The following is a 13,807-nucleotide window of genomic DNA, read 5'->3' as shown; positions in this document are numbered from 1 at the left end:
GCCGGATCTCCATCGGCTTCCTGGGTCCCGTCCCGTCGATGACCTGGCGATATCACGTTCCTCCGGGGCGCCGGGGAGGTGCCCCCTTGCTGACAGCAGGGAGAACGGGGTGGAAGGATGGCCGGAGCAACAAGGCGACGGCGGTCCGAGGAAGCCGGTGGAAATCCGGCGCGGTCCCGCCACTGTGATCGGCGAGCGAGCCCCGCACACGACCACTGCCCGCACAGGGTGGGAAGGCGCGGCGCGAGCCTCGACCCGAGAGCCAGGAGACTCACGCGGTCGCCTCCTCGACGGACCACCGGGGCGGATCTCCCCGGAAGAGAGGAACGATGCGGCATGTCCGCCGACACCGTCCCGCCCGGCCGCGAACCGGCGCCCTGCCGGGTTGTCGTGTGCCGTGACTGCTGCTGCGGCAGCCCGAAGATACCCGGCGTCGACCACGCCGCCCAGACCGCGCGGCTGCGCGCCCAGGTGCCCGTGCGGGTCTCCGCCTGCCTGGACGTCTGCGAACAGGCCAACGTCATCGTCGTCCAGCCCTCCGCCGAGGGCCGCGCCGCCGGTGCCCGGCCCGTCTGGCTGGGGCTGGTCAACGATCCGGACGCGACCGAGGACATCGCCGCCTGGGCACGTGCCGGCGGGCCGGGCGTCGCACCCCGGCCGGACATACTCGACCTCTACACCATCAGGCCACCGCGACGGCGTACGGCCCCCTGACCATACGGACGGAGAGCCGGACTGGAGAGGCAGGAACCGTGGACGAAGCCCGTGCCCCCGCCGCGGCCGTCACCGCCGCGCTGCGTGACGTGGCGGGCCTCGGCGGCTTCTTCGCCCTGCACGTCGGCGGACCGGACGACGGCTGGCATCCGGTGGCCCGGTCCTACGCGGCGGGTTTCGGCGATCTCGCGCAGGCCGTCGCCCGCCGCCACCACACCACGGAACCGCGCATCGACGTCTCCGTCGCCCAGCTCGGTCACGCCGCCCGCCTCTGGTCCCCGGCCCTGGCGTGCGTCGTCCTGCACGGGATCGTCCTCGACCTGGAGGGACTGCACCGAGCCGACGACGGACCGGCCCTGCGTGTGCCCCGTCCGGCCGGCCGGCACGTCGACCGGCTGGACGACGATCCCGCCCGCGCCCTGTACACGCAGGTCACACGTCACCTGCTGGCACTGGCCGACGGACTGCGCGTCAAGGTCGCCCCCCGTCTGCTGGACGGCAACTCCGCCTCGGCGCTGGCCGGGGCCGCGCACGCCCTGCTCGCGGCCCGTCCCGCCGTACGAGGGCCGCTCACCGACCTCACGGCCGCACTGCTGGGCACCGGACGCCTGGCCGGCACCGGAGTGATCACCGGCCCCGACCTCGCGTTCCGCCGCCGAAGCTGCTGCCTCTACTACCGCGCGCCGAACGGTTCGAAATGCGGAGACTGCGGACTTGCCGACCACACGGCCGAACCAGCCCTAGGATGAGGCGACTTCCGCGCCCGGAGAGACCGAAGGACCACGGACACGGAAGGGCGTCACCACGTACGGCACGACCATCGCACACGCACGTGACCGGGGGGTGAACCGGTGGGAATCCGGCACCGGCCCGCAACCACGAGCGGCCCTCGGGCCGTGAGTCGGGGAACCCGGCGCGTGCTCGTCACCGCTTGCCACTGTCATGGTCCGCAGCGCGAAGCCGAGAGTTCCTCGTGCCGCGGGCCCGACCCGCACCAGGAAGGCTCCGCCATGCCGCGCACCGTACGCGTCTCCCGCGCACCACGTCACCTGATCGCCGCCACGGCCCTCGGCCTGGCGCTCGCCGCCGCCCCGTCCGCCGCGCACGCCGCCCCCGCCTCCGGAGCCACGGGCACGTCCGGTACGAACGCGCCCGTCAAGGTCACGGTCACCGTGCAGGGGCCCGACGGCCTCCTCTTCGAGGGGAGGATCAGGACGCGCGGGCACGAGGTCACCACCGCCACCGGTGGCACGCACAGGTGCGACGGCACCAACGGCGGAGCCCATCCCACCGCCGTGCCGACACCGACCGCCGCCCTCGACGACGCCGCCCGCAAGCGGGGCTTCACCTGGGACGGCACCTGGTATGCGTCCTTCGAAGACTTCTCCGTCGAGACCGTCAAGGATGTCAGCGGTGGCGGTGCCGCCTACTGGAACATCTCCGTCAACGGCACCCCGACCCCCGTGGGCGGCTGCCAGTTCGCGCTGAACGCCGGGGACAAGGTGGCGTTCACCTGGACTGCCCTCTGATCCCGCCGCTCACCGTGGCGCGCCGGCCGGGGACGGCCGTACCTCGTCCTCGGTGACGGCCGCTCCGGCGGACGGGCCCGCCCGGCGACCGTCTCGCGAACCTTCGCGAGACGGTCCGGCGGGGCGCGGCCCGTGGACCACTTGGGGCCGCAGGGCGGCCCACGATGCCGGCCGGCGGAAGTGGAGGGCCGGGGGAGCCGAGGGCGGCGGCCTGTTCCGCCGTGTCGCGTCAGTGGCTGATGACGACCTTGCCGAAGCGTGATCCCGTCTCGAAGTGGCAGAACGCCTCCGGGGTCTCCTCGAACGGGAAGACGCGGTCGATCACCGGCCGCAGCCGGTGCCCGCGGACGACCCGGTTCATCCGCTCGAAGTCGCTCCGGCTGCCCACGCTGATCGTCCTGAGCGTCGCGCCGCGCTGGAAGAACCGCGTCAGGTCCATGCCGTCGCCCGCCGCGAGGTTGCCGACGAGGGAGATCCGTCCGCCGTGGGCGACGGCGGTGATCGACTGGGAGATCGTCCCGGCACCGCCGATCTCCACGACGAGATCGGTACCGCGGCCGTCGGTCAGCTCCCGTACCCGCGCCCCCCATTCCGGCGTGCCGACGTAGTCCACGACATCGGACGCGCCGAGGGCGCGGAGGCGTTCGGCCTTCTCCGCACTGGAGGTGGTGGCCAGCACGCGGGCGCCGGCCGCGCGGGCGAATTGCAGCGCGAAGACGGACACGCCGCCCGACCCCTGGACGAGCACCGTGTCGCCCGGACCGATCCCGGACACGGCCGACCACGCGGTGAGCGCGGCGCACGGAAGCGTGGCCGCCTCCTCGAAGGACAGATGCTCCGGCACATCGGCCACGCTGTGCTCGGAGACGGCGATGTACTCGGTGAGCCATCCGTCGCGCTGCACCCCGTACAGCTCACCCCAGCCCTCGAAGGGGCCGTGGATCCAGCCCGGATGGAAGGTGCTCGCGACGCGGTCCCCGGCCCGGAACCGCGAGACGCCGTCCCCGACCGCCTCGACGACGCCCGCGCCGTCGGAGAGCGGGACCCGCCCCGGCGGCACGGCGACCGAGTATCTTCCGTTGGCGATGAGCAGATCGCGCGCGTTGAGCGAGCTGGCCCTGACCCGTACGAGCACCTCGCCCGCCGCCGGAACGGGCACCGGGCGCTCCACCGGGGAGAGTGGTCCGCCGTCGCCGTTCACCTGGAATGTCCGCATCGCTCGTCCCTCGTCCGTAGAACCGATGCCTGCACGCTAGCGCCGGTCGGCTGGACGGAATGTATCCTCGCGTCCGGGATTTGGTTCCGATCGTCCAGGAGAGGAGAGGGCATGGACCCGGTCGACGAGCTCCTCACCACGATGAAGATCGAGAACTCGCGGTATGTACGGGTGGACGCGCGTGCGCCGTGGGGCATCTCGTTCCCTCCCCGGCACCTCGCCCGGCTGCTGCTGATCTCCAGCGGATCGTGCCGGCTGACCTCGGACGTCCTCACCGAACCGCAGCGCCTCACGGCGGGCGACTGCCTCCTGGTCCGGGCGGGTGTGGACTTCGCGCTCCAGGACGCGCCGGGCAGCGAAGCCGTCGACTGCGACGGGGTGTTCGCCCGGGCGCCCGGCAACGTGGCGCGGGCCGGGGGCGACGGCGAGCTGACCGAGATCGTCTCCAGCCGGTTCGCTTTCGACGCCGCGGCGGCCGAGCCGCTGTTCGCGCTCCTGCCGCCGTTGTTCCGGCTGCGTCCGGACAACACGTCGGGCCGGCTGTTGCGCGCCACGTTCGACCTCGTCGCGCAGGAGAGCGAGGCGGCCGGGATCGGCGCCGGCTTCGTCACGAGCCGGCTGTCCGACGTCCTGTTCGTCCAGGCGCTGCGGGCCTGCTGGGCGACGGTCGGCGCCGGTTCCGTCGGGTGGCTCGCCGCCCTGCGGGAGCCGCGGCTGTCCGTCGCCATGGAGGAGATGCACGCTGACCTGGCCCATCCGTGGACGGTTGACGCGCTCGCCCGCAAGGCGGGGATGTCACGCTCGGCGTTCGCCGCCCTGTTCAAGGAGAAAGCGGGTGACACTCCGCTGAGCTACCTCATGTCCTGGCGTATGTACCGGGCGAAGGTCCTGCTCCGGGAGACCGCGCTGAGTGTGCAGGAGATCGCGGTCAGGGTCGGTTACGACACCGGTACGGCGCTGAGCCGCGCGTTCGCGCGCAGGGAGGGCATGTCACCGGGGGCCTGGCGGCAGTCGGCGGTCGGGCGGGCCGCCGGGTCGGGGGAGGGCGGCAACGGGAGGGAGAAGGCCGCCGCACCGGAACGGGGGGCACCGGACAGGACTGCCTGACGCGGCGGGCGGGCCGGAGGCCACGGACGGGCCGCGGCCGTGTCGACCGGGCCTGACGGGGCGCGCGTTCGACGCTACTGCCGTGCCCGCTCTCGCGGGCGACGGCTTCCCGCCGATGTGTGTGGCGGGGTGGACTTACTAGGACGTCCGACTATATCGTCGTGAGCAAGGTCCGCGGTGCAGGGAAGCCGGTGTGAAACCGGCACGGTCCCGCCACTGTGACCGGGGAGTGTGCTGCCATCCACACGCCACTGGCGAGGTCTGCCGGGAAGGCGGGCGGCACGCGGTGATCCGGGAGTCAGGATACCGGCCGCGGATGTTCCGTGTGGTCCACGAGGATGGAGCAGACACGCATGGCACCGGTCCGTACCCATGACCCTGGTGATCCGGCGGAGCGCACGCGCCCCCGCGCGCTTTCGTAGACCTTCGACGGCCAGACGGCCCTCGCGGTTCGCTTTTCCCACGGCTCGCCCCACCGAAGCGTCGACCGGTGTGCCCATGGCCGCACCGACCGATGCCCCCGGCTTCGGGCTGCCGTGGCATCCCCCGGATCTCACCTGACGAGAGCAGGCAACCATGGTCCGTGAACTCACCCATTTCGTCGGCGGCAGACACACCGCCGGCGCGTCCGGCCTCTTCGGCGACGTGTACGACCCCAACACCGGTACGGTGCAGGCCCGGGTGCCGCTCGCCGGCCGCGCGGAGACCGGGGCCGCGATCACCGACGCGGCCGCCGCGCAGCGGGAGTGGGGGCAGTGGAACCCGCAGCGGCGCGCCCGTGTCCTGCTGCGCTTCCTCCAACTCGTCGACGCCGAACGCGATTCCCTGGCGCGGACGCTGTCCGCCGAGCACGGCAAGACCGTGGCGGACGCACACGGCGACATCCAACGCGGCCTGGAGGTGATGGAGTTCGCCGCAGGCATCCCGCACCTGCTGAAGGGCGAGTTCAGCGACAACGCAGGCTCCGGTATCGATGTGCACTCGCTGCGCTCCCCGCTGGGTGTCGTCGCCGGGATCACCCCGTTCAACTTCCCCGCGATGATCCCCCTGTGGAAGGCGGCCCCCGCCCTCGCCTGCGGCAACGCCTTCATTCTGAAGCCGTCCGAGCGTGACCCGTCCGTGCCGTTGCGGCTGGCCGAACTGTTCGTCGAGGCGGGACTCCCGCCCGGGGTCCTCAATGTGGTCAACGGCGGCAAGGAGACCGTCGACACCCTTCTGGAGGACCCCAGGGTCCAGGCCCTCGGCTTCGTCGGCTCCAGCAGGATCGCCGCGCACATCTATACCACGGCCGCCGCCCACGGCAAGCGCGCCCAGTGCTTCGGCGGCGCCAAGAACCACATGATCGTCATGCCGGACGCCGACCTCGACCAGGCCGTCGACGCGCTCATCGGGGCCGGATACGGGTCAGCGGGCGAGCGCTGCATGGCGATCTCCGTGGCCGTGCCCGTCGGCGAGGAGACCGCCGACGCGCTCGTCGCCGCGCTCAAGGAGCGCATCGGGACGCTCCGTATCGGCCGATCCGACGACCCGGACGCCGACTTCGGCCCCCTGGTGAGCCGCGACGCCCTCGACCGGGTGCGGCGCTACGTGGACATAGGGGTCAACGAGGGAGCCGAACTCGTCGTGGACGGAAGGGACTTCTCGTTGCCCGGACACGAGAACGGGTTCTTCGCGGGCGCCTCCCTCTTCGACCGGGTCGGTACCCGGATGCGGATCTACCGCGAGGAGATCTTCGGCCCGGTGCTGTGCGTCGCACGGGCCGCCGACTACGAGGAGGCGCTGCGGCTGCCCAGTGAACACCCGTACGGGAACGGAGTCGCGATCTTCACCAGGGACGGTGACACCGCACGCGACTTCACCCGGCGGGTGAACACCGGCATGGTCGGCGTCAACGTCCCCATCCCGGTACCCGTCGCGTACCACACCTTCGGAGGCTGGAAGCGGTCCGGTTTCGGCGACCTGAACCAGCACGGTCCCGACGCCGTCCGCTTCTACACCCGCACCAAGACCGTCACCTCGCGCTGGCCCTCGGGGGCGAAAGAAGGCGCGAGCTTCACCATCCCCACCATGGGATGAGCGCCATGACCACCTCGCTCACCGAAGACCAGCAGGCACTTGTCGAGACCACCCTCGATTTCGCGCAGGACCAGCTGGCCCCCCACGCCGTCCGGTGGGACCAGGAAAAGCACTTCCCCCTCGACGTGCTGCGCAAGGCGGCCGGGCTCGGCCTCGGCGGTGTGTACGTACGGGAGGAAGTGGGCGGCAGCGGCCTCACCCGGGCCGACGGGGTCCTCGTCTTCGAGGCGCTGGCCTCCGGCTGCCCCTCCATCGCGGGCTACCTCTCCATCCACAACATGGTCGCCTGGATGATCGACCGCCACGGCGACCCGGCGCAGCGCGCACGGTGGCTGCCCCGGCTGTGCGCCATGGACGACCTCGGAAGCTACTGCCTGACCGAGCCCGGGGCCGGATCGGACGCAGCGGCCCTGAGCACCCGCGCGCTACGCGACGGCGGCCACTACGTCCTCACCGGCGTGAAGCAGTTCATCTCCGGTGCGGGCGCCGCCCAGTTGTACATCGTCATGGCGCGCACCGGCCAGGACGGCCCGTCCGGGATCTCCGCCTTCGTGGTCGACCGGGACGACGCCGGTCTGTCCTTCGGGCCGAACGAGAAGAAGATGGGCTGGAACGCCCAGCCCACCCGTCAGGTCGTCCTCGAAGACGTTCGCGTGCCGGCCGACCGGCTCCTCGGCCGGGAGGGCGACGGCTTCCGTATCGCCATGAGCGGGCTGAACGGCGGACGGCTCGGTATCGCCGCCTGCTCCCTCGGCGGCGCCCGCAGCGCACTGGACCGGAGCCTGGTCCATCTCGCGGACCGCGAGGCGTTCGGCGCCCGGCTGCTGGACTCGACCGCGCTCCGGTTCCGGCTCGCCGACATGGCGACCGAACTCGCCGCCGCCCGCGCCCTGGTCCACCAGGCCGCCGACGCCCTGGACCGCGACGACCCCCGCTCCCCGCAACTGTGCGCGATGGCCAAACGCTTCGCCACCGACACCGGCTACTCCGTCGCCGACCGGGCCCTGCAACTGCACGGCGGGTACGGCTACTTGAGCGAGTACGGCGTCGAGAAGATCGTCCGGGACCTCCGCGTCCACCAGATCCTGGAAGGAACCAACGAGATCATGCGTGTCATCGTTGCCCGAGGTCTGACGGCGGCGCTCGGGTGACCGCCGCCGATCAATCCGTACTGGTCCGTACCGAGGGCCGCGCGGGCCGTCTCACCCTCAACCGGCCCGAGGCCCTCAACGCCCTCACCCACACCATGGTGCGACGCGTCGACGAGGCGCTGACCGTGTGGGAGCACGATCCGGCCGTACGGACGGTGGTCATCACGGGCGCCGGCGGACGCGGCCTGTGCGCGGGCGGCGACATCCGCTCCATCCACGAGGACATGCGCGCCGGGGGGACGGCCTCCGCCGGCTTCTGGCGGGACGAGTACCGGCTCAACGCCCGCATCGCCCACTACCCGAAGCCCTACGTCGCCGTGATGGACGGCATCGTGATGGGCGGTGGCGTCGGGGTGTCCGCGCACGGCAGCGTCCGTATCGTCACCGAACGCTCCCGGATCGCGATGCCGGAGACCGGGATCGGCTTCGTCCCGGATGTCGGCGGCACCTACCTGCTCGCCCTCGCGCCGGGCGAACTCGGCACCCACCTGGCGCTGACCGGCGCGCGGATCGGCGCGGGGGACGCCCTGCTGTGCGGGCTCGCCGACCACTTCGTCCTCTCCGACGACCTGCCCCGGCTGCTGGGCGACCTCGCCGAGCGGCCGGTCAGGGACGTGCTCCGGAGGTATGTCCGCCGGCCGCCGGCCGGTGAACTGGCCGGACACCGGAGCTGGATCGACCAGTGCTACGGCGCCGGTACGGTGGAGGAGATCGTCGCCCGGCTGCGCGGCCGGGGAGCGGGCACCGCCGAAGCGGCGGCCGACACCCTTGTCACCAAGTCACCCACCGCGCTGAAAGTCACGCTGGCCGCGCTGCGCCGCGCCCGGCGGCTCGGCCCGATGGAGCGCGTACTGGAACAGGAGTACCGGGTCTCCTGTGCCGCGCTCGCCTCGCCCGACCTGGCCGAGGGGATCAGGGCCCAGGTCATCGACAAGGACCGCAGCCCCCGCTGGACACCGGCCACCCTGGCCGAGGTCACCGAGGCGGACGTGGCGCGCTACTTCGCCCCGCCGGCCGGAGGCGAACTCCGGCTGGCCACAACCCCGCAGGAGATGCCGTGGTGAACAGCAGGCGCACGATCGGTTTCCTCGGCCTCGGCCACATGGGCGGCCCGATGGCCGCGAACCTCGTCAAGGCCGGCCACCGGGTCCTCGGCCACGACCTGGTGCCCGAGCTGCTCGCCACGGCCGTCGGCACCGGTGTGGAAGCGGCCGGATCGTCGGCGGACGCCGTCGCGACGGCGGACGTGGTGATCACCATGCTGCCCGCGGGACGGCATGTCCTCGGCCTCTACCGAGAGGAGGGGCTGCCGGCCGCCGCCCGGCCGGGCACTCTGTTCATCGACTGCTCGACCATCGCCGTGGCCGACGCCCGCGCCGCCCACGAGGCCGCCGCGACGGCGGGGATGCGGACTCTGGACGCCCCGGTCTCCGGGGGAGTGGTCGGCGCTGAGGCAGGCACGCTCACCTTCATGGCGGGCGGCGGCGAGGCCGAATTCGCCGAGGCCGAAGCGCTCTTGGCCGTCATGGGCAAGAGGGCGGTGCACTGCGGCGGCCCCGGCGCCGGACAGGCCGCGAAGGTCTGCAACAACATGATCCTCGGCGTCTCGATGATCGCTGTGAGCGAGGCGTTCGTCCTGGCAGAGAGCCTGGGCCTCTCGCACCAAGCCCTGTTCGACGTCGCCTCCACCGCCTCCGGGCAGTGCTGGGCACTGACCGTCAACTGCCCGGTGCCCGGCCCGGTTCCGGGCAGCCCCGCCAACCACGGCTACCGGGCCGGGTTCGCCGTCCCCCTCATGGCCAAGGACCTGAGCCTGGCCGCCAGTGCCGCCAGAGCCGGTGGCGTGCACGCCGAACTCGGCCTGAGAGCGGCGGACATCTACGCCGCCTATGCCGAAGAAGCCGGTACGGCGGAGGACTTCTCCGGGATCGTCAGGAAGGTCCGGGACCGGTCCGCGTCCCGCCCGGTGTGAACGAGGCCGTCGCCGCCGGGAGCCGCTGGGGCGGACACGGCCCCGGTCGTACCGGGGAATCCGGCCGGGCTATCCGGTGTGCGCCTTCCGGTACAGGTCGCCGTCGTAGTAGTCGGCGGGGTCGGGATTCTTCGCCAACTGCTCGTTGCGGACGAAGAGATCGCCGAGCTTGCTCAGCGCACGGCCGATCTCGCCGCTCTCGGTCTTCGCCACCAGGTCGTCGGTGGAGAACGACTCGACATGCGAGGCATCGGCCTTCGCCTGTGCCTCGCTGACGTTCAGCATCTTCGCCACGAGGGCGATGGACTCCTCGGGGTGTTTCGCGCGCCAGTCGTTGGCCTGCTGCAACACCTTGATCACCTTGGTGTTCTTCTGCTGGGGCACCTTGTTCCCGGCGACGAAGGCGGTGGGGAAGGTGTCACCGGTCTCCTTGGTGCCGGCCAGCTCCCGCAGCTCCGGGACCTTCTTCCTGATGGTGTCGATGGAGGGGTAGAAGATGCCGGCGCCGTCGATCTTTCCGGAGGTGAAGGCCGATACGACGGTGGAGGGGTCCATGGCGATCTTCTGGATGTCCTTCGTGGTCATCCCGGCCTGCTCCAGCGCGATGTTGAGGATCATGTCGCCCGAGGTGCCCTCGGGTACGCCGACCCGCTTGCCCTTGAGGTCCCGCATCGTCCGGATGCCGGGCTGGGCGATGACGCGGTCGGCGTAGGTGTACGTGTTGACCGAGATGACCTTCGCCTTGCCGGAGGCGGGCAGCCACATCGCGCCGGGGCCGATGTAGCCGTAGTCGAGGTCGCCTGAGCCCAGTGCCTGGATCTGCACCGGCCCGTTGTTGAACACCTTCGTGCTCGCGGTGAGGCCCTGTTTCTTCCACAGCCCCTGGTCCTGGGCGATGGCCAGCAGGCTGGCCCCGTTGTAGTCGCCTATGTAGCCGAAGTCGACCGTGTCGTCGTCGGCGGCGCTGTCGGAGCAGGCGCTCATGGTGAGGGAGAGGGCGGCGACGGAGAGAAGCGCCGACAGGGCGCGGCGGACGGTGTTTCCGGGCATGACGAAGAAGTCCTCACGGGAAAGGGGGCGAGAAAAAAGGGGATGGGGAGGGAGGCCGCGGGCGGGTGTCCGGCCGGGCCGCCCGGTGACAACTCGCGGGAGGCGGCGGCTAGGTGGCGGGGGCGCCGGCTTCCTGATGGTGGACGGCGGTCCACACCGCGTTCCGGATCCGCCGGAACTCCGCCGAGAGCCGGATCTCCTCGGTACGGGGATAGGGCAGGTCCACGTCGATGACACGGTGGACACGGCCGGGCCCGGCGGCCATGACCACCACACGGCCGGCCAGATACACCGCCTCGTCGACATCGTGGGTGATGAACAGCACGGTTCGCTTCTCCCGGCTCCAGGTCGCCAGGAGCTGGTCCTGCAACTGCACCCGGGTGAGGGCGTCGAGCGCCCCGAACGGCTCGTCCATCAGGAGGACCCGGGGGTCCACCGCGTAGGCACGGGCGATGGCGCAGCGCTGCTTCATACCGCCCGAGAGCGTCTTGGGAAGGGCGTCGGCGAAGTCGTCGAGCCCGACCAGGGCGATGGCGCGGTCGGCCCGGCGGCGCCGCTCCTCGGCGGGCACCGAGGCGAGCCGGAGACCGAACTCCACGTTCTGACGTACCGTCAACCAAGGGAACAGCGCGTACTGCTGGAAGATCACCCCCCGGTCGGGACCGGGTCCGGTCACCGGCGCGCCGTCCACCAGGACCCGGCCGGAGCTGGGCTCCTGGAGACCGGCCGCCATGCTCATCAGGGTGCTCTTGCCGCAGCCGGAGGGGCCGACGACGGTGACGAACTCCTGGTCGGCGATGTCCAGGGACACCCCGTCCAGCGCGGTGAACTCGGCGCCCTTGAGCGGGAAGGTCTTCACCACGTCCTGAAAGCTGATCTTGCTGTTCATCGTCGCTCCTGCCAGCCGGTGAGCCGTCGTTCGGCGAGCAGCAGCAACCGGTCCATGAGCAGGCCGAGCACGCCGATGGTGATCAGGGACACGAAGATCGTGTCCATCTCGAACCAGGTGGACGCCTTCTGCATCCGGTAGCCCAGCCCCTCCTGCGCGCCGATCAGCTCGGCCGCCACCACCGTGGCCCAGGACGCGCCGAGCCCGATACGCATGCCGACGAGGATGAACGGCGTCGAGGCGGGGATGACCACCTTCGCGAAGATGACCCGGTCCGGCGCGCCCAGGACCCGGGCGGCGTTGATGAGGGTGCGGTCCACGTCGACGACGCCCTGGAAGGAGGCGACGACGCAGGCCATGAAGGAGGCCAGGCAGATCACCGCGACCTTCGGCACCTCGCCGATGCCGAGCAGCACCACCGTCAGCGGGATGAGCGCGAGCGGTGGCACGGTACGGAAGAACTGGACGTAGGGCTCGACGACGGCACGCACCACCGGGTACCAGCCCATGAGGAAGCCCACGGGCACGGCCACGATCACACCGAGGGCGTATCCGAGGAAGACCCGGCGCAGGCTGGCGAGGGTATCGGTCGCCAGGGTGCCGTCGGCGAGCATGTCCCCGGCCCTGCGCGCCACGGCGAGCGGCGTCGGCAGGTTCTCGACCAGCCCCGGCGCGGCCACGGCCGCCCACACGAGGACACCCGCCGTGAGCGCGAGGACGTTGAGGGCCAGCGGCCGCCGGGAGCCGCGTTCGGTACGCCGCGGGGTGCCGGCCACGGCGGTCTTCTCCGGAGGGACGGTCACGGCCATGGGTGCCTGCCTGGGTTCACGCGTGCTCCTCGGTGACGGGCTGCGGATAGCGGGAGAGCAAGGGGGATTCGCGCAGGACGAGGGCGATGCCGCCCAGCGAACTGCCGGCTTCGCCAAGGGTGGCGCTCCGTAGGCGGACGCGGTCGCGGACCATCGGCATGACATGGGCGCGCAGCGACCGTTCGACGGGCTCGAACAGGGCGGCGCCCGCCTCGGCCAGCTCGCCGCCGATGACGACGACGCCCGGGCCGACCGCGTTGCAGACGGCGGCCAGCACCGTCCCGATGTCGGTGCCGGTACGCTCCAGCACCGCGTGGGCCCGCCGGTCGCCGGACGCGGCGGCCGCCAGGAACCCCGAGATGTCCTCGGCCCGGCCGCCCTCCGAGCGGTAGCGGCGCAGGACGGCGTCGAGCGAGGCGACGGTCTCCAGACAGCCGGTGCCACCGCATTCGCACAACGCGCCCCGGGGGTCGACGGTGATGTGGCCGAACTCGCCCGACAGGCCGTACATCCCGCGATGCAGCCGGCCTCCCACCACCAGACCGCCGCCCACCCCGTGGGAGAGCCGCAGATAGAGCACGTCCCCGCCGTCGGAGGCCGCGCCCCACACGGCCTCGGCGAGCGCCGCGAGCCTGGTGTTGTTGTCGAGCAGTACCGGGACACCGAACCGTTCGCGGAGCAGTGCTGACAGCCCGTCGGGGCCGCGCACCCGGGAGTCCGGGCTGTCGGGGTCGACGACCGGACCGACCACGCCGACACCGATCGCGCTGAGCAGGCCGAGCCGCAGCACGCCGTGCCGGGGGGCGCGGCCGGCGGACCTGCCGACGGGGGGAGGGCCGCCGAGCGAACCCAGGAGCCGTTCGGCGATATCGGCCCGCTGGGGCCAGGTGAGGCCGGGGGCGTGTGACTCACTGGCGGAACCGATCACCTCGTGGGCGACGTTGACCGCCGAGACATGGATGGCGCGGCGGGCGAAGTCGATGCCGATCGCCTCTCCCGCGTCCGGATTGAGACTGAGTTTCTCGACCGGCCGGCCACGTCTGCGCACCTCGGCCCGCGGTGTGGTGGTGACCACCGCGCCGCCCTCGACGAGACCGGCGACGATGTCGTACAGGGTGGTGCGGGACAGGCCGCAGTGCGTGCCCAATTCGGCCCGGCTGAGGGGGCCGTGCTCGCGGAGGAGATCCAGGACCGACTGCTCGTGGCTCTTGCGCAGTCGTGTCAGCGGACCGTCGTGTGCCTGCATGCCGAACAGCATGGGGAGCCCCACGTTTTTCGTCAATGAGCCGGAACA

At 71.8% G+C, this 13,807-nt stretch carries 13 protein-coding genes and 2 riboswitches; of the genes, 8 read left to right on the top strand and 5 right to left on the bottom strand.

The features are described from left to right. Nucleotides 1-147: 147 nt before the first annotated feature. Nucleotides 148-273, top strand: a riboswitch (cobalamin riboswitch). Between the two features lie 63 nt (nucleotides 274-336). From ACFY6S_RS18950 to ACFY6S_RS18940, 3 genes are all read left to right on the top strand, one after another. Next, entirely contained in the window at nucleotides 337-714 is a 378-nt protein-coding gene (locus ACFY6S_RS18950; RefSeq protein WP_388818808.1) for a (2Fe-2S) ferredoxin domain-containing protein, read from the top strand. A gap of 38 nt (nucleotides 715-752) precedes the next feature. Next, nucleotides 753-1,463, top strand: a complete 711-nt coding sequence (locus ACFY6S_RS18945; protein ID WP_388818804.1) for a (2Fe-2S)-binding protein — start codon at nucleotides 753-755, stop codon at nucleotides 1,461-1,463. Nucleotides 1,464-1,724: 261 nt separating this feature from the next. Then, the gene (locus ACFY6S_RS18940) at nucleotides 1,725-2,243 is read left to right on the top strand and encodes a DUF4430 domain-containing protein (RefSeq protein WP_388818802.1); all 519 of its coding nucleotides are present in this window, start codon (nucleotides 1,725-1,727) and stop codon (nucleotides 2,241-2,243) included. Nucleotides 2,244-2,472: 229 nt separating this feature from the next. Here ACFY6S_RS18940 and ACFY6S_RS18935 read toward each other — a convergent pair whose 3' ends face one another. Further along, nucleotides 2,473-3,459: an NAD(P)-dependent alcohol dehydrogenase gene (locus ACFY6S_RS18935; protein WP_388818799.1), complete on the bottom strand. Its 987-nt coding sequence runs from the start codon at nucleotides 3,457-3,459 to the stop codon at nucleotides 2,473-2,475. Between the two features lie 111 nt (nucleotides 3,460-3,570). Between ACFY6S_RS18935 and ACFY6S_RS18930 the strand changes: the two genes are divergently transcribed. The 5 genes from ACFY6S_RS18930 (at nucleotide 3,571) to mmsB (ending at nucleotide 9,765) form a co-directional block, all read left to right on the top strand. Continuing rightward, nucleotides 3,571-4,566, top strand: coding sequence for an AraC family transcriptional regulator (locus ACFY6S_RS18930; RefSeq protein WP_388818796.1), 996 nt, complete (start codon nucleotides 3,571-3,573; stop codon nucleotides 4,564-4,566). Between the two features lie 151 nt (nucleotides 4,567-4,717). Then, a riboswitch (cobalamin riboswitch) is annotated at nucleotides 4,718-4,896 on the top strand. Nucleotides 4,897-5,142: 246 nt separating this feature from the next. Then, entirely contained in the window at nucleotides 5,143-6,642 is a 1,500-nt protein-coding gene (locus ACFY6S_RS18925) for a CoA-acylating methylmalonate-semialdehyde dehydrogenase (protein WP_388818795.1), read from the top strand. After that, complete coding sequence (locus ACFY6S_RS18920; RefSeq protein ID WP_388818791.1) at nucleotides 6,639-7,793, top strand: acyl-CoA dehydrogenase family protein; 1,155 nt, start codon at nucleotides 6,639-6,641, stop codon at nucleotides 7,791-7,793. The genes ACFY6S_RS18925 and ACFY6S_RS18920 overlap by 4 nt, the downstream gene beginning before the upstream one ends. After that, entirely contained in the window at nucleotides 7,790-8,857 is a 1,068-nt protein-coding gene (locus ACFY6S_RS18915; RefSeq protein WP_388818788.1) for an enoyl-CoA hydratase/isomerase family protein, read from the top strand. The genes ACFY6S_RS18920 and ACFY6S_RS18915 overlap by 4 nt, the downstream gene beginning before the upstream one ends. Continuing rightward, nucleotides 8,854-9,765, top strand: coding sequence for a 3-hydroxyisobutyrate dehydrogenase (mmsB, locus tag ACFY6S_RS18910; RefSeq protein WP_388819798.1), 912 nt, complete (start codon nucleotides 8,854-8,856; stop codon nucleotides 9,763-9,765). Before ACFY6S_RS18915 ends, mmsB begins: the two co-directional genes overlap by 4 nt. Nucleotides 9,766-9,834: 69 nt before the next feature. Here the strand turns inward: mmsB and ACFY6S_RS18905 are convergent, their stop codons facing one another. The 4 genes from ACFY6S_RS18905 to ACFY6S_RS18890 all read right to left on the bottom strand — a co-directional run bounded on the left by ACFY6S_RS18905 (nucleotide 9,835) and on the right by ACFY6S_RS18890 (nucleotide 13,771). Then, nucleotides 9,835-10,815, bottom strand: coding sequence for an aliphatic sulfonate ABC transporter substrate-binding protein (locus ACFY6S_RS18905; RefSeq protein ID WP_388818785.1), 981 nt, complete (start codon nucleotides 10,813-10,815; stop codon nucleotides 9,835-9,837). 109 nt (nucleotides 10,816-10,924) lie between these two features. Continuing rightward, nucleotides 10,925-11,704 carry an ABC transporter ATP-binding protein gene (locus ACFY6S_RS18900; protein WP_388818783.1) on the bottom strand — a complete coding sequence of 260 codons (780 nt, stop codon included), beginning with the start codon at nucleotides 11,702-11,704 and terminating at the stop codon, nucleotides 10,925-10,927. Continuing rightward, nucleotides 11,701-12,513 (bottom strand): ABC transporter permease, encoded by an 813-nt coding sequence (locus tag ACFY6S_RS18895; protein ID WP_388818781.1) that lies wholly within the window; start codon nucleotides 12,511-12,513, stop codon nucleotides 11,701-11,703. The genes ACFY6S_RS18900 and ACFY6S_RS18895 overlap by 4 nt, the downstream gene beginning before the upstream one ends. A gap of 16 nt (nucleotides 12,514-12,529) precedes the next feature. Further along, the gene (locus ACFY6S_RS18890; RefSeq protein ID WP_388818778.1) at nucleotides 12,530-13,771 is read right to left on the bottom strand and encodes an ROK family protein; all 1,242 of its coding nucleotides are present in this window, start codon (nucleotides 13,769-13,771) and stop codon (nucleotides 12,530-12,532) included. Nucleotides 13,772-13,807: the final 36 nt, after the last annotated feature.

Origin of the sequence: Streptomyces sp. NPDC012835 (assembly GCF_042900885.1) — a bacterium.
Lineage (GTDB): Bacteria > Actinomycetota > Actinomycetes > Streptomycetales > Streptomycetaceae > Streptomyces.
Note: the sequence above shows the minus strand (reverse complement) of the source record. Positions and strands in the feature narration are given on the sequence as shown.

Excerpts from the sequence above, each read along its gene's own strand:
- ACFY6S_RS18925 (WP_388818795.1), top strand. The coding sequence starts at position 5,143 with ATGGTCCGTGAACTCACCCATTTCGTCGGCGGCAGACACACCGCCGGC.
- ACFY6S_RS18920 (WP_388818791.1), top strand. The coding sequence starts at position 6,639 with ATGAGCGCCATGACCACCTCGCTCACCGAAGACCAGCAGGCACTTGTC.
- ACFY6S_RS18950 (WP_388818808.1), top strand. The coding sequence starts at position 337 with ATGTCCGCCGACACCGTCCCGCCCGGCCGCGAACCGGCGCCCTGCCGG.
- ACFY6S_RS18900 (WP_388818783.1), bottom strand. The coding sequence starts at position 11,704 with ATGAACAGCAAGATCAGCTTTCAGGACGTGGTGAAGACCTTCCCGCTC.
- ACFY6S_RS18895 (WP_388818781.1), bottom strand. The coding sequence starts at position 12,513 with ATGGCCGTGACCGTCCCTCCGGAGAAGACCGCCGTGGCCGGCACCCCG.
- ACFY6S_RS18935 (WP_388818799.1), bottom strand. The coding sequence starts at position 3,459 with ATGCGGACATTCCAGGTGAACGGCGACGGCGGACCACTCTCCCCGGTG.
- ACFY6S_RS18930 (WP_388818796.1), top strand. The coding sequence starts at position 3,571 with ATGGACCCGGTCGACGAGCTCCTCACCACGATGAAGATCGAGAACTCG.
- ACFY6S_RS18890 (WP_388818778.1), bottom strand. The coding sequence starts at position 13,771 with ATGCTGTTCGGCATGCAGGCACACGACGGTCCGCTGACACGACTGCGC.
- ACFY6S_RS18940 (WP_388818802.1), top strand. The coding sequence starts at position 1,725 with ATGCCGCGCACCGTACGCGTCTCCCGCGCACCACGTCACCTGATCGCC.
- ACFY6S_RS18905 (WP_388818785.1), bottom strand. The coding sequence starts at position 10,815 with ATGCCCGGAAACACCGTCCGCCGCGCCCTGTCGGCGCTTCTCTCCGTC.